Origin of the sequence: Erwinia sp. S43, from assembly GCF_016624745.1 — a bacterium.
Taxonomy (GTDB): Bacteria; Pseudomonadota; Gammaproteobacteria; order Enterobacterales; family Enterobacteriaceae; genus Erwinia; species Erwinia coffeiphila.
The window spans coordinates 27,358-53,265 of sequence record NZ_JACVTX010000032.1 but is presented as its reverse complement, the minus strand read 5'-3'; the positions used below and the strand labels follow the sequence as shown (position 1 = coordinate 53,265).

Below are 25,908 nucleotides of genomic sequence, written 5' to 3'. Positions count from 1 at the left end.
CCTGAGTTGTGGTTTTTGGTATGTGGGAAGGTCTGGTTCCCGGGGATGAGCTCAGCCGCAGAGCACCGCGGCGCGTGCCGGATCGATAGCTATCAACCCGGAAAGCAGGGCATCCATTTCCGGCTGCAGGCGGATTTTATCCGCCTCGCTGCGCGACACTCTGGATCGCAGCAGCTTCAGGCGGCGGGCCTTCACTTCGAATATCAGTTCAGGTGCCCACTGTTGCAGCGTCAGCGCCTGCGCCCCGTCATCAAGTTCACCAAGCAGATGCAGCGACATTTCATTTTTTCCGTACTGTTCGGTAACCCGCGCCATCAGCAGACGTACCAGCCAGCGGTCGCGGGCGGATACGATGCCGGGCCGCGCCTGTAGCCAGTTAAGCGCCGCCTCAATGCCGTCGCTGTCGGCCAGCGCCAGCACCTCCGGTTCAAGGCTCAGAACGTCATCGCCGGCGGACGCTGCCGCCGTAACCGGGCCATCGTTCCACTGCGGCAGCTCATCGCGCACCGTTACGTTGATCCAGTTCAGCGTCACCTCATCGGCAAAGGGTGTGCCGTCGTTAAAAGCGAGCGCCTCAAGGCCCGGCAGCCGCGAGAGCAGCCCCTTCAGATCGCTACAGATAATCTCGGCACGCACGCTGTCACTGTCCTGTCTGACCAGCGCCTGCCAGGTATACCACTGCAGGTCCAGCCACAGATGGTTCACCCCCTGCGCCAACAGGCGATCGCTCTGTTCCAGCAGTTCTGACCAGCTTTGCTGTAGATACAGGCGTTTGAGATGTGCGCGGTGATCCGGCTTTGGGGGAACCAGCCGTGTACGGCCGCTGGCATCCAGCGGCGGCAGTTCGGTCAGCGTGTCCCAGCGTACGCTTTTTATCAGGTGATGACCGGCCAGCCAACCGCCGTGCTGGTCACGCAGGTATTTTGCCAGCACTCTGGCCTGTTCCAGCAGGTCGCGGCCGGAGCTGACGGCGGTCATCAGCGGCGTGGATGCGCTGGTCGACGTTGTGTTCTCTTCGCTGCTGGTTTGTGGCACCAGGCTTTTTGCTCCGCCGCTCTGAGCCAGGCGATTTTCCAGCGCCTGGCACAGGCTGGTAAACGTCGCGCTGGCTTCACCATCCTGACGACGGAGTGCCTGCTCCAGCAGCAGCAGCGCGCCGCCAATACGCTGCATTGCGGCCATGTCGACTTCCGGGTACAGGGCAAGACTGTCCAGCATGCGGCTGCTGCCCAGCCATTCCAGCGCGGAGCGTCGGCTGCGTTCGCGTTGCGGGTGCAGCGCTGCGCCAAAGCGCTGGATCGCACCGGCCAGCAATTCCAGCCCCTCGGCAAGCCCTGTTTCACCGTCCTGATGCAGGCGTGCCCAGATATAAAAAGTGAAGATGCGCAGATCTTTACTCACCGTAGTCAGCAGCTTTTCCGCCAGCGTGCAGACCAGCGCGGTATCAAAGCCGGACAGCTTATTCATCTCCTCACGGATGCGCTGAAAATCATCGTCATAGCCGGGATCGTCGCCGGTCGGATGGCCCTCTTCTAACGGCAACAGCCAGCCCTCCCAGCGTGAAATATGCGCCTGTGCCCGTTCCGACAGCGTATTCTCATCCGCCTGGCAGGCCGCGACTAAGTTTTGCAGATAGTTCATTGATCGATTTCCTCCCTGTAATTGCCTTGTATCGTGCTCTCCAGCACTTGTGCCTGAGCGGTGGCATCCACGCTAAAAATGTCTTCCGGCAGGGAGAAGCTGCGCAGCCCCAGCAGCGCCAGTGGCCCATTACCCAGTTGCATTCGCAGCACCCACTGCAGCCTGCTGCCGTCCGGCGCGCTAAAACTCATCATCCAGTCGCTGCGGTCCTGCTGCTGTCGTTTCCCCTGCTCCAGCCAGCGAATAAAGCCCCAGGTCCCGCTGTAGTCACCGAACAGGCGCGCCCCGGCGCTGGTTGTCGTCCACGTCAGCAGAGTGCCTGGCTTCCAGGTCTCCCCCGGCCAGCGGAAGCTTTGCCAGTCGGCCATCTGGTTGAAGTAATGCAGTTTTTGCCCGTCAATGGTCAGCTGCGTTTCGGTGACTTTCGGCGCGGGAAGCGCCTGGAGCTCAAAACCGATCCCCTGGCGCCCGTCGGTAAACAGAATGTCCGACAACTGGCTTAACTGGTTAACCGCTTTCAGGAAGGCCGGATTAAAGTTAAGCCCCTGTCCGCGAGCGTTATCCGGCACCCAGCGGCTGCCCTCTTTATGCAGCACGCCGCCCAGCTCGGCGCTGAGAAAGCGGTCAATGCGCCCGCTGTCCCGGCGGATAAACTCGGCCAGCATCGGCAGGGAGGCATCGCTTTTACTGGCGGCGAACGGGAAACGCCCGTCGAAAGCGGTGCGCCAGTTGGCGACAACCGAACGATTCCAGCGCTGGTTGAGGCTGGTCGCCGACGGCTGTAACACCGTTTCCCAGGCCTGCGTCAGCGGCTGCACAAACAGGGTGTGCCCGAAGCCGCTCCACTCTTCGCCGAGACTCGCCGCCATCAGGCTGCCATAGTGCTGCGTGTCGGTCAGATCCACGCTTTTTCCCTGAAACACGGTCTGCGCCAGCGTCTGCATCATCGCCTGCGGATCGGACGCTCCCGCCACCTGCTGCAAACGCAGGCGGACACGGGTGATGCGGGTCAGCCAGCTTTGCAGGCTGAGTGAGCCGTCCGCCGACATCACGCCGGCGTCTTTATTTTTGCCCAGAATCTGAAGCAGCGGGCCAAAGGTTTCATCCAGTGGTCCCTGCGGCCCCCCTGCCTGCTGGCCGATAAGCGGTTTATCCCGGCTGCCGACCAGGTCTCTGGCTGAACGAAGCAGCGAGTCGGACAGCGCTTCATTCTGCTGCCCCGTCTGCCCCTGCCAGACCAGCGTGTTCATCAGCGCAATCAGCGGCGACTGGCGTACATCGCTCATCAGCGTCAGCTGGTCGGTCACATCGGCAATCGTATGGGCGGGCTGCAGGCGCAGTCCGTTAAGGAAACTCAGCCAGCTGCCGGCAAAATCGGTGAAGTAACGGCGGGTCAGGCGCGCCCGGAGCGCTTCCGGGGTGATATCCGCCGCCACCGCCTGGCGATTGTCGCTGAGCACCCAGTCAATTTCCTCGCGCCGCGAAGTGGCGGCCTTCTCAACAGCCTGCCTGACGCCGCCCTCCCACGCCTGACGGGTGAACATACCGGGTACCACCCTGTCGGTATAAAACAGTCGTCGCGCATCGGTGCCGCCGGTCATGTCCTCCAGAGACACATCGGCATAATTCCGGCGCACGGACTTCAGCATGTTTTCATACAGCGTGCTTTCGGCATTACGACGGCCAAGCTGCCGGAGCAGCACCTGGCGGCTCTGGCTGATCAGAGACGCATCCGGGGTAATTTTCCACTGTGGCTGTTTTGGCAGCTCAGAAATGTAGAACGCCCACAAATCCGGCGACAGGCTCTGCCACAGGCCACTGGAAATACCCGGATGAGTCGGTTGCACCGCCTTCATCGTCCGGGCATAAAACGCGCTGTCCACTTTATCCGGGCGCGACATCATCAGCCAGGCTTTCAGCTGGTCATAGCCGGGCTTCGCCAGCTGCCTGCGCTGCTCGCTGTCGGGGGCTGAATTCGCGAGGGCCGCGAGCTTTTGTGCCAGGGCGATACCGGCCGGATCGCGGATCAGACGGTTATTCGCCATGCCGTACCACGGGAGCATGGCGGAGAGAAGCTGGCGATGATGATCGAGGCCAAAACGCCGGAACCAGGGGGCACCGTGCAGGATGCGGTGCTGCAGAAGGCCTGCCTCGTTGCGTAACTGGTGCAGGGCGGTTAGCTGGCTGTCCGACACGGCGGGATGCTCAACCAGGCCATGCGCTTTATCTGCAACCTGAATAATCTGCTGCCGGTTCAGGGAATATGACAGCAGCAGCCCGGCACCCCACAGGCCGAGAACAGCCATCAGCGTCCGGCAGAGCGTCTGCTGCCAGGCCATGCCAGCGCGGTGACCACGTACACGAACACAGTCACTGAGGATACCCTGCCAGGTTTTCGGCAGTATGAGTACATGTCGCTGCACCCGGAGGGCCGGATTATCTGCCCAAATCGGATAAGCGCCGGTTCCCTCTTTCGCATGGTTGTCGCTCACCGAAGCGGGGCTGCCAGGCAGGCTGAACATCAGGCCACGCAGCATCACGGACCGCTGAGAGCCATAAAGCCATGGCGTCAGTTTCCGGGCCCAGCGGGTAATCCCGCCCTGCTCAAGATGCTGACCAAGCCGCAGCAGAAAGTCGTTTCGGTTATCTTCCGCTATCTGGCTGATACCCTGCGTTCTCAGACCGGGGAGCAGGCTTTCCATCTGCCGTATGATGTCATCCTGGCTGGCACGAAGCGGAAACAGCGCACCCACGGCCTGCTCGCAGCGCCCGGCCTGCGACCACGCGCTGTCGGCGAGCTGCCACAGCCACACCGGAGCGCGGTAACGCAGCCGTTCTCCGATCTTTTCCAGCCCGCGCAGATCGCTGTCGCTCACCTGCGGGGTCAGACTCATTGTGGGTGATATGACGCGAACAATACCATCCAGCGGGCGACGACGGCAGAGTTTACGCAGAGCGGTCAATACCGTCGCATCAGGCTCATCTGTCAGGCTACCGCCGTAAATCAGTACGGTACGGCTGCCTTCCAGCCACTGCTGTTGCTTCAGCCCGGGGGTCAGTTGTTCAATCGCGTCATCATCGCCGGTGACCAGTAGCAGACGGACTTTGCTGCGCCAGAAAAATCCGTAACGGTGACGTAAATGCCTGCCGATAGGACCTTTCAGAGGCAAGTCCGCCGTTTTTTTCTTGTTGCCTGGCACTATGGAAGAATTCAGCATCACTTTATCGCGAATCAGTAAACGAGATGCGATCACGCCCAGCAGCAGCACGCTGAGCGATATTACCCAGAGGATAAAACAGGCCAGCATAATCTGACGGATGGCGTGCCAGTCAGTGGTGAAATCCTCTTTCCAGAACCACCAAAACAGCCCACCTGATAATACAAGCAGCGTTACGGCAGCAATAAACAACAGCGCTGTAGGAAGTACAGAGAATTCAGCGGGTTTATTTTCCTTGGCCATAAGGTTTAACGATCCCAAATGCAAGAGTGTGTTGAGGGTCTTTGGCTATCCAGCCGCAGGGTTCTTGATAATGATTTGCACCAATAGCAGCCAGGGTCAGCACAATCAGCATTTCCATATCACCGGGGTGACCCCAGTTGAGGTCCTGAATATGGTGGGTCACATTCCAGCCACTTTGTGCCAATGTGGGTAGCGCAGGCTGCGAGAACAGCATGCAGACTTCGGGAGATTCTGCTTGCTGGCTTTGGCGCTGCGCCCGTTCGCTAACGTCAACCAGTGTGTCTTTGCCGCCGCTATCGTAAACCTCACCCCGGGTCAGGCAGACCGAACCATCGTGACCGACCAGCCATAACGCAGCCGATTCACCGACCGGCGGTAGCGAGCTAAACGAGGCCGGTGCCGACTGGCATCCTGCAACCAGAATGGCTTCATCAACCGCTAACGCAGGAGCAGTCGCCGCCAGATCCGACAGGCTCTCTTCTCCGCACCACACGTCAGGTTCATCAGGCAGCACAACGCCGGGAAACGTCACCTGCATCTGTAAGCAAAATGACTGCCAGGCACGGAGCGTCCCCTGCCAGTAGCAGCGCTGAATGCGAGGGAGTGAAGTTTCTGCCCTCTGCGTCTGCCACTGCATGACCAGCATTTTTGCCAGATGAGCCTCCCGCTCAGCTGCAGCATCAACCATCGTCCTTGCGATACGCAGTGCGCTTCCACCCGGCTCATTTTTGACTTCAGGAAGACGATGCTCCCGCGCGAGCAGGCGCAGCCAGTGCCGGGTATCGGCTCCGGCCGGGCCCAGCAGCACCCATTCACTGAGGACAAAAGCGCGTTGATGTTCTGTCCACCAGGCCTGCTGCTGCTGTTTGACCAGCCGGTCATAAAGTCTGGCGTTGTGAACCGATAGCCGATAGTAGAGTTGGCGAATAAGCCACAGCCCCCCTGTCAGCACGGCAGCGCCCACCATACCCCCGACGATCCTCCCGGCTCCCGCACCTTCGGGTTGAAACAACGCCAGGCCTCCCCCGGCAAGCAGCACCAGCACCGCACAGGCTGACATCCAGCGTTGGCTATTGGGGACACGAGCAGCGCGATAGGGGGGATAAACCGGTAGCGGCCTCACAGTTCCACTCCGCAATCCGGGAAAGAGCTGACCAGCGTGCACCCACAGGCGCAGCGGTGCCCATGCAGCGCCACGGGTTGCCCATTGACTTCCGATAGCGCACTGCCTTCACCGATCACCGTCATGCCGTGTTTATTGCACTTCACGGCATCCCCTTTGCGGGCGATGCCTTTACCGAAGCAAAGATAGTGCCCGGCCAGCACCCTGCCGCCATACTCCCGAAGAGTATCCCCCTCACGAATAACCTGTTTCATTGTTCCTCCTTCCCTGGATTATGCCGTGATTGTCGATTCAATTTTTTCTGCCCAGCCGGATTCAATCAGCGATTTTGCCAGCGCCAACCGTTGCTCATTGACCACCTGTGTTTGCCGCGCGACCACGTCCCCAGGTTCCATTGTCGGAGCCTGCAACTCTGCGGCATTTTCCAGCATTGGCAGAGGCTTGCCGGAGAGAAGATCGATGGCCTGGGTTTCCAGTTTGAGCGCTCCCACCGTGCCTGCAAGGCCCGCGAGTTTTCCCATAACGCTTTTTTGTTTGATGATAATGGCCACGCCGCCGGCAAGGGTTGCCGCGCCCACCACCGCACCAGCGATCATCAGTGGCGTCATTGGCTTGCTGCTCCGGCTGCCAAAATAGATCATTCGGTAGAGGAAATAGCTGCCCCACGGCTCGCGGGCACCTAAGGTGTTGTGCATAAACCATGCGCGAGAATCATGTACCTGATCGTCGAACAGCGCCCGCACCAGCCCGCCAGGCTGGCTGGCGTTGCTGGCTTCTCCCGCATCCGGGAAAAGTATTTTTACCCGATCGTCGCCCGCCGTTTTCATTCTCAGCCATTCGCCATACTCATCATCATTATTCAGCAGGAAGATCACATTACTCACTGAATCGACGGCGCTAAAAAGCCAGTTTCCCGTTCCGGTGCGCGAAAGCCCGTGATAATCCTCGCGGAACTCTTCAGCCGCCTGGCGGAGCTGCGTCTGCCCGAGGGCGGCATCAAAATCTTTCGGCCCCGGAGGAAGAACTAAGAAATCATCATCTTCGCTTTGCTCAGCGATAATCTTCCGGCGTTCTTTTTCCACTTCGTTCTGTGCTTTTTTTCGGGCCGCTTCGGATTCCTTTCTGACAAGCGGATCGCTGTCTTTATCCTGCCCGTTTGCGGCGGAATCAACGAAGAAACGCTGGGTTTTATAGCTGCCTCCGGCGTAGCGATTTATGCGCCACGCGGTGATCCAGCCCAACTGGTTTTCGAGCGCTTTTTCCAGACTGACGGGCGCGCGCGGAGGATCGTATTTTGCCGCCTGCTCCGGGGTAACAGGCTGCTGAGGGGCTTGTTGCCCCAGGGTGAGCTCTCGCCAGGCGTTGAAGCGGTTGATAAGTTCGGGGGCAACTGCAAATTCACGTCCTGAATCGAACGGTATGGTTCGCCAGATATCTTTTGTTAAATCTGAAGGCAATGCTTCTTTGGGTACCTTGAAGGGAGCCCCTGAGCTGAAAGCTGCAGCATACATTTCATGCAATGCGATTTGCGAAAGTAAAAAACCATCATTAACTGCATTAGCTTTTCCCTGATCCCCCGGCGGATACCCCCCGCCTAAATCCGAATGCATCCCCGGATAAACTACCTCCACGCTGTTGGCCGGATATTGACCATTCGGCCGGCGGATCGAATCCAGCGGGAAGCACAGCCGCTGTTCATGGGATGAAACCAGGTGCACGCAGTGCTTGATCAGGCCACCGTACGTCTTTTCCGCCGGTAACTCCTGGGTTCCGTCCGCCCAGCCCATATGCCCTTCCGCCACCGGCGCGATATGGGCAACGCCCACCGAGGCGACCGTATCGATTAAACCGAGAAACTCCACGCTGAGCGGAATTTTCAGTTCCCCAATGGCCAGGCACTGCTCGGGCTTATCCTTCCCCTCCTCTGGCTTTGGCAGCAGCTCGCTAAGCCAGTTAACAAAGGTCCGCGCCGCCGCCGCCCCGCGTGAAAATCCGTACACGTACAGCTTAATGCCCAGCAGCCTGGGTTTACCCGGCACGGCGGGCATCAGCGCTTTTTGCAGATCGGCCGACATATCGTTCAGCAGGCTCTGGAAAGTTTCGTAGCGGTTCGCGCTGCCGGTCAGCCCGAACGATGCCATCGCGGTAGCCATTTTTTCCAGCGCTTTCCAGCTCTCGCTGTCCGAGAGGTTATCGTCGCCCATCGTGCGCTTTAGGGCATCGATCAGCCGCAATAGCCCCCAGTTGATTCGGTCCTCGCCGTGCGTGGCTGCCGCCAGCCCCATCATGCTGAAATCCAGATCCTTAACCTCGGGGAAGGGGGTGCCGACGCCGGGAATATAGTACTTATAGTATTTGTCATCGCCGCTGCCGATAGCATCCAGCAGCTCCGACGCTTTCCCCGCCAGCCCGCCGGCGTAGCCCTGGCCGATAGTGGCGCGGAACAGGCGGGCGATATTGGTAGGGTGCTTCGGATCGGAGTTATAGAAGTCGTGATTAAGGTTATTCCCTGTGCCGTCAAAAAACAGGCTGATATGCAGGGTCTTACAGCAGGGCGGCTCCACGCGGCGTCCGGCGGCCAGGCACAGCTCCTGGCGGTATTCTATCTCGCGGCTGTCCTGCTTAGCGCAGTTCTCCCCAACCAGCGCGGCGTGGGTGGGCAAACGCCCCTGCGTCGGAAACGCCGGCGGATACCACGCCAGATCGGTGATTATTTCGGACATACTTTCGGCTCCGTCATCTTAATCGGGTCCTTAATTGGATGGCCCGGCCGACCATAACTTGCACAGCTGGTGGTCACCTTGACCTCGTCACAGGGTAAAAAATGTACCGTGATCCCGCAGGTCTTTTGCCCCGTATAATCCGGCACCGGCACAACCGTGCTGTGCTGCTTATTCTGGGCCTTCATTTTTTTTTCCCAGGCAAGATACTCATCCCATTTGTCAAAACCAGGAAAACCCTCCATATCTCCTACCCCGGTTTCCCAGTCGATTTTAACCGTCATACCCGGCCGCCATTTCGACGGCACGCCAAAGCAGCAGCCCCCGCCGCCGCCCTGATACGGCCCGATAATGTCTATTCCCGACTGGCCGTTCACGCTGAAGTGGTTGATCGCCCATTTGGTATGATTGACCGCCTCAATGGTTCCGCTGCCGCCGCTGCGGATTTGCGCCTTCGCGGCAGGCTGGTTACAGCCGGTCAGCAGCAGCGCACCCAGCGCCGCAAGGTAATAGCGTGATTTCATTTTGCATTCCTTTATTCAATGAACGGATTAGGTGCACACTGCTTAGCCATGGTCTGCTGGCCAGACATGGCTAAACAGTGCTGAGGGGGAGTGAGTGAAGATTGGTGATTATTTCGGACATACTTTCGGCTCCGTCATCTTAATCGGGTCCTTAATCGGATGGTCCGGCCGACCGTAACTTGCACAGCTGGTGGTCACCCTGACCTCGTCACAGGGTAAAAAATGCACCGTGATCCCGCAGGTCTTTTGCCCCGTATAGTCCGGCACCGGCACAACCGTGCTGTGCTCACGGTTATTAGCACTCATTTTTTTTTCCCAGTCCAAATACCTGGCCGTATCTGCAAAACCTGGGAATCCTTTTGTTGATGCCTCACCAGTTTCCCAGTCAATTTTAACCGTCATACCCGGCCGCCATTTCGACGGCACGCCAAAGCAGCAGCCCCCGCCGCCGCCCTGATATGGCCCTATGGCATCAATCCCCGACTGGCCGTTCACGCTGAAGTGGTTGATCGCCCATTTGGTATGATTGACCGCCTCAATGGTTCCGCTGCCGCCGCTGCGGATTTGCGCCTTCGCGGCAGGCTGGTTACAGCCGGTCAGCAGCAGCGCACCCAGCGCCGCAAGGTAATAGCGTGATTTCATTTTGCATTCCTTTATTCAATGAACGGATTACGTGCACACTGCTTAGCCATGGCCTGCCGGCCAGACATGGCTAAACAGTGCTGAGGGGGAGTGAGTGAAGATCGGTGATTATTTCGGACATACTTTCGGCTCCGTCATCTTAATCGGGTCCTTAATTGGATGGCCCGGCCGACCGTAACTTGCACAGCTGGTAGTCACCCTGACCTCGTCACAGGGTAAAAAATGTACCGTGATCCCGCAGGTCTTTTGCCCCGTATAATCCGGCACGGGCACAACCGTGCTGTGCTGCTTATTCTGGGCCTTCATTTTTTTTTCCCAGGCAAGATATTTTGCATCGTCACCAAAACCAGGAAAACCCTCCATATCTCCTACCCCGGTCTCCCAGTCGATTTTAGCCGTCATACCCGGCCGCCATTTCGACGGCACGCCAAAGCAGCAGCCCCCGCCGCCACCCTGATACGGCCCGATAATGTCTATTCCCGACTGGCCGTTCACGCTGAAGTGGTTGATCGCCCATTTAGTATGGTTGACCGCCTCAATGGTTCCGCTGCCGCCGCTGCGGATTTGCGCCTTCGCGGCAGGCTGGTTACAGCCGGTCAGCAGCAGCGCACCCAGCGCCGCAAGGTAATAGCGTGATTTCATTTTGCATTCCTTTATTCAATGAACGGATTACGTGCACACTGCTTAGCCATGGCCTGCCGGCCAGACATGGCTAAACAGTGCTGAGGGGGAGTGAGTGAAGATCGGTGATTATTTCGGACATACTTTCGGCTCCGTCATCTTAATCGGGTCCTTAATTGGATGGCCCGGATAGCCATAAACCACACAGCTGGTGGTCACCTTAACCTCGTCACAGGGCAAAAAATGTACCGTGATCCCACAGGTTTCTTGCCCCGTATAGTCCGGCACGCGCACAACCGTGCTGTGCTGCTTATTCTGGGCCTTCATTTTTTTTTCCCAGGCAAGATATTTCGCGTCATCACCAAAGCCAGGAAAACCCTCCGACCCGCCCACTCCAGTTTCCCAGTCGATTTTAACCGTCATACCCGGTCGCCATTTCGACGGCACGCCAAAGCAGCAGCCCCCGCCGCCGCCCTGATATGGCCCGATAATGTCTATTCCCGACTGGCCGTTCACGCTGAAGTGGTTGATCGCCCATTTGGTATGGTTGATCGCCTCAATGGTCCCGCTGCCGCCGCTGCGGATTTGCGCCTTCGCGGCAGGCTGGCTGCAGCCGGTCAGCAGCAGCGCACCCAGCGCCGCAAGGTAATAGCGTGATTTCATTTTGCATTCCTTTGATAAATGTAGAGATCGGTTGCGTATTGCTTAACCACAATATCCGCCAGCCGCTAACGAATATCATCGTAAGAGAGCGTTCAGGATTCGGTATGATATCGTTCAGCAAGAGCGCTTATCACCCAGTCCTCTCGTTCTTTGTCCAGCAAGATTCCTTTTTTCGTCGCAGAAAGCATGGCCTGGAAACAGGCCGAAAACCGTTCTTCCTGAGAAGTAAACCCGTCCTCAGCAATGTGCCGGTGGCGCAGCAACAGCTTCACATCGCAAATGCACATCAGGCATTCGAACTGACTATCGCTGAAGGCTATTTTCTGGCACTTTTCACTTTTTCCGGGCTGTGCCCCGTTACCTATCAGCAGCGCAGGATGGTTATCACGATCCAGCCAGCTCCAGAACAGCGCTGGGCGATGCAGCTGGGCCTGCTGCTCTGGAGACAAAATATCGGAGAACAAAAAAGGGAAAATTCTCGCATCAAAGTAGCGAAACAGACCCGCACGCCCCTCATGCGTTGCATCGGTGCAGTCCGTTAACCATTCCGCCAATGCAGAAAAAGACCACTGGGAGCCGATCACCAGCAGCGGAGCAGTTTCTTGTGCTTTCTGCGCCAGCTCAATAAACCACTGCCGCTGCTGTGGGTCTTTTAGCGTAATCCTTACCAGCAGTGGAGCCTCTTCCTGCAGGGCATCCTCCGGTAATCCCTGGTAAAGAGACTGCCATTTAAGGTGGGGGCTAAACTCCTTCAGTACCGGGATAACTGAAAAATCGATACCGCACTGGTCGATAATAAAATCGAGGTGGTTAGCTTCAATTTCAGCACAGGTATGCTGAAGCTTGTTTATCCAATTGGTGATGCCGGACATGTTCAATTATGCCTCCCTTGGCACAAAACCCTGCGCAAGCTCCTGCGCCTTTTTAAGGCACTCTTTACACACTGACGATGGCAGCTCCGGCAGAGGAAAGTCCTGGCTCGTCGGGCCCATCCATTTATGCTGTCCCTTCAGGCTCAGCAAGCCAGGCCCATGAATCTCCACTTCACCCGCTGGAGTCAGCCGGATATAGGCCCCGCCGCAGGCAAGCGTGATCCCGTTTTTCGCCGTTAGCTGAAGATGGCCCTGGGTGGACTGCACCGTGACATCTTTCAGTGCCGTCAGCGAAAGCGTATCAGCATGTGACTCTACGGCCAGCGGGCCTTTAGCCGACACCAGGCGCATACCTTCCCGTTGAGCAAGCAAGGAGACAGCCTGGCTCGCGTTAACTGAATAGCGCTTCGCCGTACTGATGTTGATTTCGCCCAGGCTTTGCAGATACAGACCTTTCCCGCTGTGGACTAATGCCGATTCCGGGGTGACGGCGGCGATACCTTTCGGTGCTGACATCAGCAGCGTGGATTCTTTAAGCTCGCTGGCACCTGAAAATAATGCTCTCAGCGGCACAACATCCGGGGCAACATTATAGTGAGCCTGCGCAACGGGTCCCCATTCTGTCAGCTGGTTCACGGCCCCTTTCAGCAGACTGACCGCCGCCCCCATCTCCAGCACCTCGCCCTGCGCCTTCGCCTGGCCATCCGCCGAGATAAATATCCCCTTCTGCGCCCGTATCGCGCCCCAGCTGTCCGTCCGCAGCTCAAAACCTTCGCCCCGCTTCTGCCGCTCGCTGTCCACCAGGTGACCCAGGTTCAGCTGGCTTTTGCCGCCGTACTCCGTCGAGACCTTGATGTGTTCCTGCCCGCGGTTATCATCCAGCCGGATTTTGTTGTTTGACGGCGTGCGCAGTACGTTACGTCTGTAGTTACGGATGGTGACGTGGTCGCCGTGCGCCGAGTCGTGCAGCACCCCGGCAATGTATGGCCGGTCCGGGTTGCCGTCCTCAAAGCCTATCGCCACTTCCGTCCCCGCCAGCAGCGGCAGGTGCAGGCCGTACGTATCCCCCGCGTACGGCCGCGACTGGCGTACCCACAGGCTTTCAAAGCCGGTTTCCCAGTTATCCCGGTCAAACAGCATGTTGACCCGGTAGCGGCCGTCTTTATCAATATGGCCGTAGGTGTCGTTCGGCGTGGTGCTGGTCACCCGGGCCGGCAGCGTACCGGCCATCACCGGACGGGAGCCGGGTGCCGGGCGAAAGCTGAAGTCGGTGCCGTCCGGGATGCCGTCAACATGCACGGTAAAGTCGGCGTCACGGCGCGCGTGGCTGCTTATCGCCGTAATCACCACGCCGTCAGCAAACACCGCCGCCACTTCATCACCCCCGGTCACCTTCAGCACCTGCCCCGGAGAGAGTGTCGGGCTGCTGCTGGTGGCGCGGATCTGCGTCTGCCCGTTCAGGTAGCGTTCATGACGGATGCGGGCATAAAATGCGCCGGTCTCCGGGGCCGGGTTGCGGTCGTGCGCACTGCCCGGCGTCAGGTAGTTGTCGGCATAATGGTAGGCATCACCCCAGGTGGTCGGGTCGCCGCGCGTGACATCCACCTGCGCGTTCATGTCTTCCGTGGCCAGGCGGTAGTTGTAATCCCGGGTGCTGACCTGCTTCTGCACCACCCGGTGATGGCTTTCCATGTTCCACACCGAGTCCACGCCCACGGAATGCTGGCCCGACGGCGGGACCGAGGGCAGGGTCAGGCCCGGCTCACAGTCCTGCCGGCTGTCGTAAAACTCCACCACGTCAATGTTCAGCCGCGTGTCGGTGGTGAAGCGGAACCAGATACCCACTTCCCCCAGCAGACGGCGGATAAAGTGCAGGTCGTCCTCGCCGTACTGCATCACCTGCTCGCGGCGCGGATAGTCCTGCACCAGCGAGAACAGGAAATCCTGACCGCGCATGTCGTGGCGCTCGCGCAGGATTTTCTCCACGATTTGCGGCACCGACATGTCCTGATAAATGGCGTTCTGGTGCGAGCGGTCCAGCAGCGCCAGCCGGGGCTGCAGCGTCAGGGCATAGCGCGTCTCGTCTTTTGAGGTGCTGAGGCGGTCAAACCCCGTAACCACACCCTGGATCACCCGCACCGGCTGCTGGATTTTAATCCCCCGGCCCTGATCCACCGGGGCCTGCAGCGTCAGCGACGCCGGTTTCAGCAGCATGCTTTCCCTGCTGATGGCATGCTGGCTGCTGGTGAACTCAATGCGGTAACTGAACGGCTGGCTTAGCGCCTCCCGGCCTTCAAAGACCAGGACGTCCAGATCCGCATCACTGCCGCGTACCGCCAGCAGGTGGTGGCTGTGGCTGAATGCCACGCTAAGCGGTGCTGCACTCATGGCTGCTCTCCTTGTTCTTCTGCCGTTTCGCCATCAAACTCCATCACGATCTCGTCGTCCTCATCCCAGCCGAGCGTCAGCGTTTGTGGCTTCTGCTTCGCCGCCATATGCACCAGTAGTTGCTGGCTCAGCACTGGCAGGATCTGCTGGTTTAACAGGCTGTCCACGTTGCGCGCCCCGGTGTCCGGCAGCAGGCAGGCGGCGGTCAGTGCGTTGTAAAGGCTGTCGGCAATGTGTGTTTTCAGCCCATAGTGCCGATGCAAGCGCTTGCTAACCTGTTCGAGCTTAATCCGGACGATGGCACGCATCGGTTCCTGTGCCAGCGATCGGTAAATTACCGTCTGGAAGCGTGCCAGCAGCGCGGGCTGGAAGTGGTCGCGCAGCACCGGGCGCAGCAGCTGATGCAAATCGCTTTCTGTGGCTTCCGGCTGTTCCTGCAACAGTTGCATCAGCGCATCGCTACCCAGATTAGAAGTCATCAGGATCACCGTATTGCGAAAGTCGATTTCACGCCCTTCGCCATCACGCATAAATCCACGGTCGAACACCTGATAGAACAGGTTCATAACGTCGCGATGAGCTTTTTCAACCTCATCCAGCAGCACAATGCTATAGGGGCGTTTACGCACCGCTTCGGTCAGAATGCCCCCCTGTCCGTAACCGACGTACCCCGGCGGTGAGCCTTTTAACTGCGAAACGGTATGCGGTTCCTGATATTCGGAAAGGTTGATGGTAATCAGCGATTTCTCACCGCCGTAGAGCACATCGGCCAGTACCAGCGCGGTCTCGGTTTTGCCCACGCCGCTCGGGCCCACCAGCAGAAATACCCCCTGCGGGCCATTTTCCGGGGTCAATCCGGTTTTGGCCGCACGCAGTCGTTGGGCTATCGCATTGAGTGCCGCATCCTGGCCTATTACGTGCCGCGCCATCTCCGCTTCCAGATTGAGCAGTTCTGTCTGTTCATCCTTCATCAGAGAAGAGAGCGGCACGCCGGTCCAGTCAGCGATTACGCCTGCTACCGTACGGCTATCCACATCCAGCTGAATAAGGGCCTCGTCCTGTTGCAAGCTAGCCAGCTGCTGCCGTAAGCCTGCTGCATCCGTCGAATCGGCCTGCTGACGATGCGCAATCAGCTGCTGCACCAGGCTTTTTTCATCCGCCAGTCGCGCCTGCGAATGTTGCAGGGTTGCGCTGAGCCGCTCACGCTGATGGGCAATGTCGTGCAACCGTTCGCTTTTCGGGGGGCTGCCAGCGGCAATATCTTCCCGCAGCGCCTGTTCCTCCAGCTCCAGCGCATTTATCTGCGCTTGCAGATGCACAATCGCTTCCGGCAGCGTATCCAGGCTCATCCGTACGCGGGCAGCCGCGGTATCCAGCAGATCCACCGCTTTATCCGGCAGCTGTCGCCCGGTAAGGTAACGGCGGGAAAGCGTGACGGCCGCGCGTACCGCATCGTCGGTGATATAAACGCCGTGATGCTCCGCGTAGCGGGATTTCAGACCGCGAAGCATCAGGCAGGCGGTATCATCATCCGGCTCGTCCACTAAAACCCGTTGGAAGCGGCGCTCCAGGGCCGCATCGCGTTCAAAATACTGTTTGTATTCGCTCCACGTAGTTGCAGCGATGGTGCGCAATTCGCCGCGCGCCAGCGCCGGTTTCAGCAGGTTAGCCGCGTCCGCGCCGCCCGCCTGGTTACCGGCACCGATTATCGTGTGTGCTTCATCAATAAACAGCAGTACCGGCGTGAGTGACTGCTGTACCGCAGTAATGACGTTTTTCAGCCGCTGCTCAAATTCACCTTTTACCCCCGCACCGGCCTGTAACAGTCCAAGATCGAGCGTACGCAGGCTGACCGGCTTCAGGCTCTCCGGTACGTTACCTTCAGCAATCCGCAGCGCCAGCCCCTCCACCAGCGCCGTTTTACCTACGCCCGGCTCGCCCACCAGAATCGGATTGTTTTTACGGCGGCGGGAAAGGATATCCACCATCTGGCGGATTTCAGTATCGCGGCCAAATACCGGGTCGATTTTTCCCTCCCGTGCTTTTGCGGTTACATCGAGGGTGAATTTATCCAGCGCATTCTGCAGTGCGGGAGACAACGCGTTCTCATGGTTCACAGTGCCGTCAGCCGCAGTGGCGATCGTTTCTTCCGTTGCCGGGATACGTGCCAGCTCCGCTTCCTGCTGGACTTCCGGGCGCTCGTCCGACTGCCTGTCCAGCAGCGGGCGCAGGCGTTCCAGCTGTATTTGACCCAGGGTCAGCAGCGGCCAAAGCCCGTCGCAGCGCACCGTTTTCGGTTTGTCGATCAGCACCATCAGCAGATGAATGCTGCGAATACTTTCTTCCCCCGCCAGCGACGCCCGCAGCCAGGCTTGCTGCATCAGCGACTGGAGATTCTCTGACAGCTGCGGGCGTCCGCGCACCGAACGCGGCAGGCTATCCAGCCAGTCCAGCAGCGACTGCCACATCCCGTCCATATCCCATTCATAGCGGCGCGCCAGCACCGTCAGATCGCCCTCCCCCTGCTCCAACAACTTCAGCAGCCAGTGTTCCGGCAAAATTTCTGCGTGAGCGCGGATCTGGCACAACGACGCTGCGCCTTCCATCGCGCGGGCACAGTAAGGGTTGAGACGACGCAGGAGAATTGCGGGGTTTTCCATGTTAGTTAACTCGCTGTCAGGGACCTTGAGGCACGCTACCGCCCATCGCTTTTCTTTATGCAAAGAACTCAAAGCGCATCAGGTCGAATTTCCATAGGGTTATTTTTGCTGAACGCCCGTAACCACAGGCGTTCGGCAAAAACAAAAAAGGCGGACAGGAAATCTGCCCGCCGGAGACTTACGCCGTGGCGCGTTCATTCCAGGAATCGGAATGAATGATGTTGCCGTCTTTGTAGGTCCAGGTGATTTTTTCGTAACGCAGCTCGATCTGTTCGAGATGGTTGTGTTTCTCGTAGGCGGGGTCCTTGATGTCATGCATCTTCGGATTCACTTTCACCAGCTTGACGTTTTCCAGTTTGGTATTGAAATACTCCACTTCCTGGCCTGCATCGTTGATGCGATACCAGCGGAACTCCGCAGATTTCAGTGTCTGCCCGGTGGTGACGGCCTTTTACAGGTACGGACTGGACGCATCGATTTCCTTGGTGAACAGGAACGGGGTGTGGATGCGAGTACCGGTCAGCTTACCGGTGTTGTTATCGGTCGGGATGTACAGGTTGTGTTCCTGGGCCACGATCTCAATGCTGCCTTCACGATCCTGTACGTCAACGGACCCTTTGATGTCCGCGCCGCCGTCGTCTTTTAGCCAAAGGTAAACAGGAATTGCCATGGAATTACTCTCCATTGTGTTGTGATACGTCATCATCCTGAGATGACGCTGGGGTTTTGTCCGGTATCTGACAGGCATCGGCCTGCGGTACCAGACTGATTTCGACACGGCGGTTGAGCGCCCGCCCTTCCATCGTGTCATTGGTTGCAATCGGGCGGTTTTGGCCATAGCCCTGTACTGCAAAACAGCTTTCCGGCACGTCGCCGGTATCGCGTATCCAGTTGCGAACCGCCTCCGCACGCTTCAGCGACAGCGCCTGATTAAGCCCGGAATTACCGGTGTTATCAGTGTGTCCACTGATCACGATCAGCCAGCCTGGTTTCGCCTTGATTCCCACGAGGGAATTAACCAGCATTTTCGTCGATCCCGCCTTCAGCTCTGCCTTGCCGGAATCGAACAGCGACATACTGTCGAGGCGAATAATTTGCGGCGCGGCTTCCTGTTGGGCCTTCGGCAACGTTTTCTGCGTCTGCGGTAGAGATGGCGGTGTATAGGAGCGAATCGCCGTCAGAATCGGCAGACGCAGGCTTTCACCCCGATATAATCCGAGCCCCAGAGACATCGGCTCTCCGTTGCGGGCCCAGCCATCCAGCTGCGCGGCATCCTGCTGTAGGATCTTAAGGGCCTCGGCTTTACGAATGTGGTCGCCGCTGGCGATACGATAGAAATGCTGGATATCGAAATTCATCCGCTGCAGCAGCTGACGGTTGTTCCAGCCGCTGCTGCACAGCGCCACAATCGCCGCAAAGGTAAAGGCCGTCAGTCCGGCACGGTACAGGCGCTGGCGGGGTGTCAATCCCGCCCCCCGGGGTAAAAGGGGCAGGATAAAGTCAGGCAGTACCGGGTGCGTGGTCGCGTTGTCTGGCGCGGGAGACCAGCCAGAAACATGCTGCATCGCGCTGTGCTTACGCAGCCAGTTGAGCCAGGCAGACTCCGGTAAGGCACCGGCAAGAGCAGGGCCAGCCCCCCAAACGATCGCCACAGGCAGCACAGCAGGGATATCCGGATTTTCATCAGTAAACACTGCGGCTACATGCTGGCTAAACCATGCGGACAGGCTTCCGATGATCACCTGCGACTGCACAGCCTGGGCCCCCTCGCTGGCGCTCCAGGTTGCTACCGATAACGGGGGCGCTCCTTCACGCCAGACCTGGATAGCGTGATCTGCAATCGCGGTCTGCCACAGGTTTTCGTGCATCATGCTGCAACCCAACTGAGCATGAAGCAGCAGCGGGATCGCACAGCCGGTTTCTCGGCGCAGCTGGCTTAACTGCCAGCGCAGGGTCAGTAAACGGCCAGTCAGCGTTTCCGTATCCGTTTGCAGCTGCGGAGAGATGTTCACCATCAGCGACAGCTGGCGTCCCCAGTCGGGGCGCAGCCACAGCAGATGGCGGGCAACCTGTTCCATGTCCTGGTGATTCGCGACGTTGATCCAGCAGCCCTGCGACAGCACCAGTACCGGAGACTCCTGCGGCCACACTTGTGAAATATCACCACACACCAGCACCACCGGCTGCCGCCAGCTGGCGTCCGGCAAATTGTCGAAGCGAATCGCCGCCTTATGTCCCCTGCCACGGGCCATCAGAAACCAGACGACTGCGATCGCGCCAATGCAAATCAGCGTTATCCCTGTTGCTGCGCGCAGTGGGAGCGGCAAAAAACCCAGGCATACAACGGCGCTCAGCAGTGCTCCCCATATCGCCAGCACGCTGCGCTGCGTAGAGGTCATGGAATCACTCCCGGCAGCAGGGTCGCCAACATCCTGTCCAGGGATCGGTCCAACCCCCACCAGAGCGTAATAAGGATCGCGACGCTCACGCCAATACGCAGCGGCCAGGATGTAAACCATGGGCCGATACGGCTCGCCGCATAAGCATTCGCCAGCACCGGTTGATCCTGCGGAGTAAACGGTGGAACCCGATCGTTCAGCATCTTAACCAGCTGCTCACGCTGAGGATCGTCCAGCGAATGATAGCTACCGATAAATCCCAACAGCATGACCCGGTGAAAACAGGTCAACACGGCAGCATCGGGTTGCGTTTCACGCAGCACGGCGCGCATGCGGTCACACAACGTGTCCCCCGCCTCAATCGTGCCAAGAAAATGCCCCTGTAGCGGCATGTCGTACCACTGCATGCAGGCGTCGTCCTGCACGCCACGGCTTTTCACCGCCTCATCCAGCAGGGCGCAGTGTGCGGTAAGAATATGCTGACGGCCGGCGTCATCCACCCCTCCGTCGTTAAGCGACTGCTGTACACGTTCTATTTCCGCTACACAGCGCTGCCAGAGAAGGTAGCCTTCTCCCTCCTGAAACAGTGGGCCGTGGCGCAGGCTGATAACCTGTAACCAGGTATCCTGAAATAGCGCATCAATATCGACGGATGAGACCGCTCTGCGTTTGCTCTCACTCATGTTCTTAGTACCGCGTAAAGTTCAAGTTCAGGCTCGCCCAGCGTGCCCGGCGTGTAGAACATACAGTTGCCGCTTTCCAGCATTTCCCGCGCTGCCGGGTGGGTGAGATCCAGCGAGAAATACTGGTTCTCCAGCCGAAGTGGGATGGCGGCAGGAACATGGCTGAGCGGCTTGAGAGGTATCCCCTGGCGGGATGCGTTGACCAGACTGGTGACATAATCCGGACTGCCGACCTTGCACTGGCGCGGGAATTGCTCCAGCAGCTGTGCAACAGGTTGGGAGGAGCGAACGGAAAGGTAGTAATCCGCCCCGTCGCGCAGGCGAGGGTCCTGCAGACGCGCCAGCCACTGACGCATGCGCTTATCGTGGCTAAGCTCAATCGCCACTACGCGCGATGGCAAGCTGGCTTCCAGCAGCTCATTAAGCAGCGCAAACAACGGAGGAAACACATCGTTCAACCGTTCGTGCTGCCATGGCGGGATCGCACCGCTCTGATGCTCCAGCGAAAAGGTCAGCAGGCTGCCGGCCAGCCGGGCCAGTTCAGGATACAGACGTTCCGGTGCACTCTGTGGATACTGCAGAAACTGCGCCAGTACCGGCTCAGCGCCGTTTAGCGCATTGAGCAACCAGAAGAGCGACACATCAGCGACGGCGAAATCCGCCATGCGTGCGTTACTTTCCCGGCGCATCGCCATCAGCCTCGTTAAGCGGGCACGCAACTGGACCATGAGCTGATCAAGCTGCTGCATCAGCCAGCCGCTGCTTTGCAGGGTAAGCATCGGCGGCAGAAAGCTGTCATCCAGCGACCATAGCCCCTGCGAGTCCAGATGCAGACGCGCAACGGGACAGGTGAGGTAGTCGCTGTTGTTTTGATGGGCAAAACGCAGACAAAGCTCATGCTGCATCACCGCAATCTGGCGATCGTCATCGCCAAACTGATTGCGAATATCACGCCAGCGCTGGCGATAACGTACCGGACGTTCGGCAGCTTCTTCGGGTTTCAGGCAGTTACCGCCGTTCGCTCGCAGCAGCGGCAGTGCCAGCAGCACGACCATTTCACCCTGTTCTCCTTCCAGCGGCAGCACCGGGGGAAGCGCATCGGCATTGCTGGTGTCAATTAGTGTTCCATCCTGGAAACGAATGCACAGACGCCGGGCCTGCAGGCGGCCCAGTTTCAGCGCATCATCTTCGAAAGAGGCTTCGATCACACCCCACGGCCGGCACAACCCGAGACGTGCAATAAATTCCGCAGACCAGGCCGCATAAGCAGCCTGCTGTTGAAAATGCTGGGGCGAGAGCATAATGCCCCGGCCCCATAACGGTTGTTCCGTTCTCATTCAGCGCCCTTATGCTTTCGCTTTCGGCATCTGCGAGACCAGCGACAGATTGATGTCCATCCCTTCCACCTGGAAGTGCGGCACCGCATACAGCTTCACGCGGAAGAAGCCCGGGTTATCTTCGATATCCTCCACCACCACTTTGCCGTCACGCAGCGGGTGGGAGGCCTGCAACTCGTCGCCAGGATCGGTCATCTCGGTGACAAGGCCACGTATCCAGGTGTTCAGTTCCAGCTCCAGCAGGCGACGATCCTTAGTCGTACCGATGTTCTCGCGCTGGATCAGCTTCAGATAGTGAGCGATGCGCGATAGCAGGAAGATATACGGCAGGCGGGCGTTGATCCGGCTGTTGGCGGTGGCGTCGGCGGTGTCGTACAGCGCCGGTTTCTGAGTGGAGTTGGCCGAGAAGAAGCAGGCATAGTCGCGGTTCTTGTAATAAGACAGCGGAATAAAGCCAAGGTTGGCGAACTCAAATTCGCGGGTTTCAGGGATCATCACCTCAGACGGGATTTTCACCTGATTGCCTGTCCCTAAGTCGTACAGGTGGATCGGCAGGTCTTTCACCGCACCGCCGGCCTGTGGGCCACGGATCTGCACGCACCAGCCGTTATCAATAAAGCTGCGCACCATGTTGGACGCAAAGGCAAACGAGGCGTTGGTCCACAGGTATTTATCGTGATCCGGGCCTTTCACCTCTTCCACGTAGTTAAAACTGCGTACCGGCACGGTGTCCGGTCCGTACGGCAGACGGCCCAGCACGCGCGGCATTACCAGCCCGATATAGCGCGAGTCATCGGTGTCGCGGAAGGATTTCCACTTAATGTATTCCGCACGGTCAAAGTAGTTGCCGATGTCCTTGATGGCCGCCACGTCTTCCATCGACTCCTTCAGGAAGAATTTCGGCCCGGCCGAGCCGATAAATGGCATATGGGCGGCGGCGGAGACTTTAGAGATATTGCGCAGCAGGGCCACGTCCTGCGCCGAAGCGTCGAACTCCCAGGCCGAAATCAGCGCGGCAATCGGTTCGCCGCCCGGAGTGTCATATTCCGCCACGTAGGTTTGCAGATAGAGACCGCTCTGAATCACTTCCGGCGCGTCTTCAAAGTCCTGGCGCAGATCCTCTTTAGACAGATCCAGCAGCTCAATTCGGACGTTCTGGCGGAAGTCGGTCTTATCCACCAGCGATTTAGCGCCCTGCCACAGCGACTCAACGGCCTGGAACTGCGGATGGTGCAGTACCGCGTCAAGCTGGCGGCCAATCTGGAAATCCAGCTCGGCAATATGGTGGTCAATCAGCGCTTTATCCAGCTTCTCAACTTTGGTTCCTGTCTGGCGCAGGCGTTCCAGAAATACCTGCATACCGGCGGTCAGGCGCTCATCGGCGGTTGCATCGGACATCGCCTGTGCATCCTGCCAGATATCCAGCGCGCTGAGAGAGGAAACCGGATGGAGGTTGATTTTTTCAAACAGGGAAGCATAAACGCCGCCCGCCTGCGGATGTTCAAGGGTGACATTTTCCGCAGCAGTAGCATTCTCATTTTGTACAGACATCAGCATATTCTCTTGTTAATCCGTTAATCATTGCGACCGTTTATGCCTGTTCCGGCACCATCGCGGACAGTTCGCTACGCAGTTCATTGCTCAGTGCCGGGTCAAGCAGGATTTTTTCCAGCTCTTTGCGGAAGTTCTGGTTATCCAGCAGATTGGCTTTCAGATCGCGGAGAAGGTTGCGCATGGCCAGCATGGCCTTGAGCTGAGGTATCTGGCGGGCCACCTGTTCAGGGGTGAAATCCTTCATATTACGGAAGGTGAGATGAATATGTTCTTCGCTACCGTCTCCGGCCAGCGTGTTTTCAACGGTGAGATCCACCGACGGAGAATATTCCGCCAGTACGCTGTTGAAATTATTCTTATTAATGTCTGTTTTACTGCGTTCTGATAACGGTGCGGTTTCCTGCCCGTTACTGAAATCACCGGCAACCAGTAATTTCAGCGGTAATTCCATTTTCTTACTGGCACCGCCGGTATGAAGATCGAGTTTCAGATTAATACGTGCTTTTGGTATTTCCTTCTGGAAGCTGTCGCTCATAAATCCCTCTTTGATATCGCCATGTAAAGAATTGCAGTCTTAATTTCTTTTCGGGCGATAATAGAGCATTCAGACTTAATTAATCAAATACGCAAATATAAACATAAAAATTAGAAAACTCTTGTTATTAAAAAACAAACACCCTTCTGTTTTCACGAAAAAATAGTCGTAAAACAACCAAATTTCGCTTCGGCACACGTTAAAAGAAAGAAACATCGCAAGTTTTAACAGGGCATTACAAAATAAAACACTAAAACAACGAAAAATTGACCAATATCATTATTTCCTCATAAACACCAAAATTAATAAGAGGTTTCTTAGGATAAGTTCATTTAAATACACTTTTCAATACTGAGAATGTTAACCATTACTTGAGCTAACACGCAAAAATAAGAAAAATACCAAACGAACATCGATATTGGATTTTTTACTATGTTAAAAGTAGAGATGAATAAATATCGACATAACACCACAAAAGGAGTATTTGACTCCCTCCGTAGATCCGGTGAACTTAATGTCAGGCTACGTCTCCATCTGGCAAACAGCGCGAGCAGCAGGAAAAGAACTACCGCTGCCTTCTCGGCCACTATTATCAACCACCGTCGCCCCATTGACACCACACGACCCGGCTGCTAAATTTTAAAAAAAATTGACTTAAATCAATATATTCACTTTACTTCAAGTCCATCAAAACGGCTGCCAGATGCCATTCATGTCGCTATCCGTGCATTTCATTCCCTGAATGCGGCACTTCATGCCTTTTACCGCCGCCTGTATCGCTGGCAGGCTTAAAATTTCCCCAATTTAAAGATTCTTAGCATTCCCATTGGGAGAATTTCATGAGCACACCAACATTAAGCAGCAGCGTTAACCGCACCCGCTGGCTAACCCTGATTGGCACCATCATTACTCAGTTTGCCCTCGGTTCGGTTTATACCTGGAGCCTGTTCAACGGACAGCTGTCCAGCAAGCTGGATGCACCGATCAGTAAGGTCGCATTCTCCTTTGGTCTGTTGAGTCTTGGCCTGGCCCTGGCTTCTTCCGTTGCCGGGAAACTGCAGGAGCGTTTTGGCGTGCGTAAGGTCACGCTGTCCGCCGGTTTACTGATGGCCGCGGGTCTGATGCTGACCTCGCAGGCTGATAACCTGTTTATGCTGTACCTGACCGCTGGCGTGCTGGTCGGCCTGGCGGATGGCGCGGGTTATCTGATCACCCTGTCTAACTGCGTGAAGTGGTTCCCGGAGCGTAAAGGCCTGATTTCTGCCTGCTCAATCGGTGCTTACGGACTGGGTAGCCTGGGCTTTAAATTTATCTGTAGCTACCTGCTCAGCGTGAACAGCCTGGAAACCACCTTTATGATCTGGGGCGGACTGGCGATGAGCATGATCGTGCTGGGTTCACTGATGATGAAAGATGCACCACTGCAGAAAGCATCAGCCAGTAGCAGCAGCGCTCAGCCAGCTCGCGATTTCACGCTGGCAGAATCTATGCGTATGCCGCAGTACTGGATGCTGGCGCTGATGTTCCTGACAGCCTGCATGAGCGGTTTGTATGTGATTGGCGTGGCGAAGGATATCGGTGAGAGCCTGGTTCACCTCAGCGCGCAGACCGCCGCCAGCGCAGTCACCATTATCGCTATCGCTAACCTCAGCGGTCGCCTGGTGCTGGGCATTATGTCTGATAAGGTAGCGCGTATTCGGGTGATCAGCCTGGCGCAGGTGGTCTCCCTTTGCGGTATGGGCATCCTGCTGTTCAGCAGCATGAATGAAACCACCTTCTTTATTGCCGTCGCCTGCGTAGCCTTCAGCTTCGGTGGCACCATTACCGTTTATCCATCGCTGGTCAGTGATTTCTTCGGCCTCAATAACCTGACCAAAAACTACGGCGTGATTTACCTCGGCTTCGGTATCGGTAGCGTGCTTGGCTCGCTGATTGCCTCCCTGTTCGGTGGCTTTATGGTGACCTTCAGCCTGATTATGGCGCTACTGGTAGTCTCACTGCTGATGTCTGCGGTGATCCGCATGCCAAACGCCAGCGCACAGCAGAAAAAAGAACTGCAGCACGCCTGATAGCGGATTGATAAGC

General features: G+C 57.5%; 18 protein-coding genes and 1 pseudogene. 1 reads left to right on the top strand and 18 read right to left on the bottom strand.

The features are described 5' to 3' along the window. Positions 1 to 51: 51 nt before the first annotated feature. The 18 genes and pseudogenes from tssA to tssB all read right to left on the bottom strand — a co-directional run bounded on the left by tssA (position 52) and on the right by tssB (position 23,823). Positions 52 to 1,641, bottom strand: coding sequence for a type VI secretion system protein TssA (gene tssA / locus IBT47_RS24060; RefSeq protein ID WP_200563538.1), 1,590 nt, complete (start codon positions 1,639 to 1,641; stop codon positions 52 to 54). Then, a complete protein-coding gene (locus IBT47_RS24055) occupies positions 1,638 to 5,102 on the bottom strand; it encodes an ImcF-related family protein (protein ID WP_200563536.1) in 3,465 nt (1,154 codons plus the stop codon). The genes tssA and IBT47_RS24055 overlap by 4 nt, the downstream gene beginning before the upstream one ends. Beyond that, positions 5,086 to 6,225 carry a hypothetical protein gene (locus IBT47_RS24050; protein WP_200563534.1) on the bottom strand — a complete coding sequence of 380 codons (1,140 nt, stop codon included), beginning with the start codon at positions 6,223 to 6,225 and terminating at the stop codon, positions 5,086 to 5,088. Before IBT47_RS24050 ends, IBT47_RS24055 begins: the two co-directional genes overlap by 17 nt. Next, the gene (locus tag IBT47_RS24045; RefSeq protein WP_200548123.1) at positions 6,222 to 6,479 is read right to left on the bottom strand and encodes a PAAR domain-containing protein; all 258 of its coding nucleotides are present in this window, start codon (positions 6,477 to 6,479) and stop codon (positions 6,222 to 6,224) included. The genes IBT47_RS24050 and IBT47_RS24045 overlap by 4 nt, the downstream gene beginning before the upstream one ends. A gap of 18 nt (positions 6,480 to 6,497) precedes the next feature. Continuing rightward, positions 6,498 to 8,948, bottom strand: coding sequence for a DUF2235 domain-containing protein (locus IBT47_RS24040; protein WP_200563532.1), 2,451 nt, complete (start codon positions 8,946 to 8,948; stop codon positions 6,498 to 6,500). Beyond that, a complete protein-coding gene (locus tag IBT47_RS24035; protein WP_200563530.1) occupies positions 8,936 to 9,469 on the bottom strand; it encodes a DUF3304 domain-containing protein in 534 nt (177 codons plus the stop codon). Before IBT47_RS24035 ends, IBT47_RS24040 begins: the two co-directional genes overlap by 13 nt. 108 nt (positions 9,470 to 9,577) lie before the next feature. Beyond that, positions 9,578 to 10,111, bottom strand: a complete 534-nt coding sequence (locus IBT47_RS24030; RefSeq protein ID WP_200563528.1) for a DUF3304 domain-containing protein — start codon at positions 10,109 to 10,111, stop codon at positions 9,578 to 9,580. A gap of 108 nt (positions 10,112 to 10,219) precedes the next feature. Then, the gene (locus IBT47_RS24025; protein WP_200563526.1) at positions 10,220 to 10,753 is read right to left on the bottom strand and encodes a DUF3304 domain-containing protein; all 534 of its coding nucleotides are present in this window, start codon (positions 10,751 to 10,753) and stop codon (positions 10,220 to 10,222) included. 108 nt (positions 10,754 to 10,861) lie between these two features. Continuing rightward, entirely contained in the window at positions 10,862 to 11,395 is a 534-nt protein-coding gene (locus tag IBT47_RS24020; protein ID WP_200563524.1) for a DUF3304 domain-containing protein, read from the bottom strand. Positions 11,396 to 11,487: 92 nt separating this feature from the next. After that, complete coding sequence (locus tag IBT47_RS24015) at positions 11,488 to 12,267, bottom strand: DUF4123 domain-containing protein (RefSeq protein WP_200563522.1); 780 nt, start codon at positions 12,265 to 12,267, stop codon at positions 11,488 to 11,490. Between the two features lie 6 nt (positions 12,268 to 12,273). Next, entirely contained in the window at positions 12,274 to 14,655 is a 2,382-nt protein-coding gene (locus IBT47_RS24010; RefSeq protein WP_200563520.1) for a type VI secretion system Vgr family protein, read from the bottom strand. Beyond that, positions 14,652 to 17,315, bottom strand: a complete 2,664-nt coding sequence (tssH, locus tag IBT47_RS24005) for a type VI secretion system ATPase TssH (protein WP_200563518.1) — start codon at positions 17,313 to 17,315, stop codon at positions 14,652 to 14,654. The genes IBT47_RS24010 and tssH overlap by 4 nt, the downstream gene beginning before the upstream one ends. A 178-nt stretch (positions 17,316 to 17,493) precedes the next feature. Further along, positions 17,494 to 17,985, bottom strand: a pseudogene (gene hcp, locus IBT47_RS24000) (type VI secretion system effector Hcp). A gap of 4 nt (positions 17,986 to 17,989) precedes the next feature. Further along, positions 17,990 to 19,714 carry an OmpA family protein gene (locus IBT47_RS23995; RefSeq protein ID WP_200563516.1) on the bottom strand — a complete coding sequence of 575 codons (1,725 nt, stop codon included), beginning with the start codon at positions 19,712 to 19,714 and terminating at the stop codon, positions 17,990 to 17,992. Then, positions 19,711 to 20,397 carry a type VI secretion system protein TssL, short form gene (tssL, locus tag IBT47_RS23990; RefSeq protein ID WP_200563514.1) on the bottom strand — a complete coding sequence of 229 codons (687 nt, stop codon included), beginning with the start codon at positions 20,395 to 20,397 and terminating at the stop codon, positions 19,711 to 19,713. The genes IBT47_RS23995 and tssL overlap by 4 nt, the downstream gene beginning before the upstream one ends. Beyond that, positions 20,394 to 21,734, bottom strand: a complete 1,341-nt coding sequence (gene tssK, locus IBT47_RS23985; protein WP_200563512.1) for a type VI secretion system baseplate subunit TssK — start codon at positions 21,732 to 21,734, stop codon at positions 20,394 to 20,396. The genes tssL and tssK overlap by 4 nt, the downstream gene beginning before the upstream one ends. 9 nt (positions 21,735 to 21,743) lie before the next feature. Next, complete coding sequence (gene tssC, locus IBT47_RS23980; RefSeq protein WP_200563510.1) at positions 21,744 to 23,291, bottom strand: type VI secretion system contractile sheath large subunit; 1,548 nt, start codon at positions 23,289 to 23,291, stop codon at positions 21,744 to 21,746. A gap of 34 nt (positions 23,292 to 23,325) precedes the next feature. Further along, entirely contained in the window at positions 23,326 to 23,823 is a 498-nt protein-coding gene (gene tssB / locus IBT47_RS23975) for a type VI secretion system contractile sheath small subunit (protein ID WP_200563508.1), read from the bottom strand. A gap of 839 nt (positions 23,824 to 24,662) precedes the next feature. On the opposite strand from tssB, the gene IBT47_RS23970 reads away from it, so the two are divergent. Beyond that, complete coding sequence (locus IBT47_RS23970) at positions 24,663 to 25,892, top strand: OFA family MFS transporter (RefSeq protein WP_200547866.1); 1,230 nt, start codon at positions 24,663 to 24,665, stop codon at positions 25,890 to 25,892. Positions 25,893 to 25,908 lie beyond the last annotated feature (16 nt).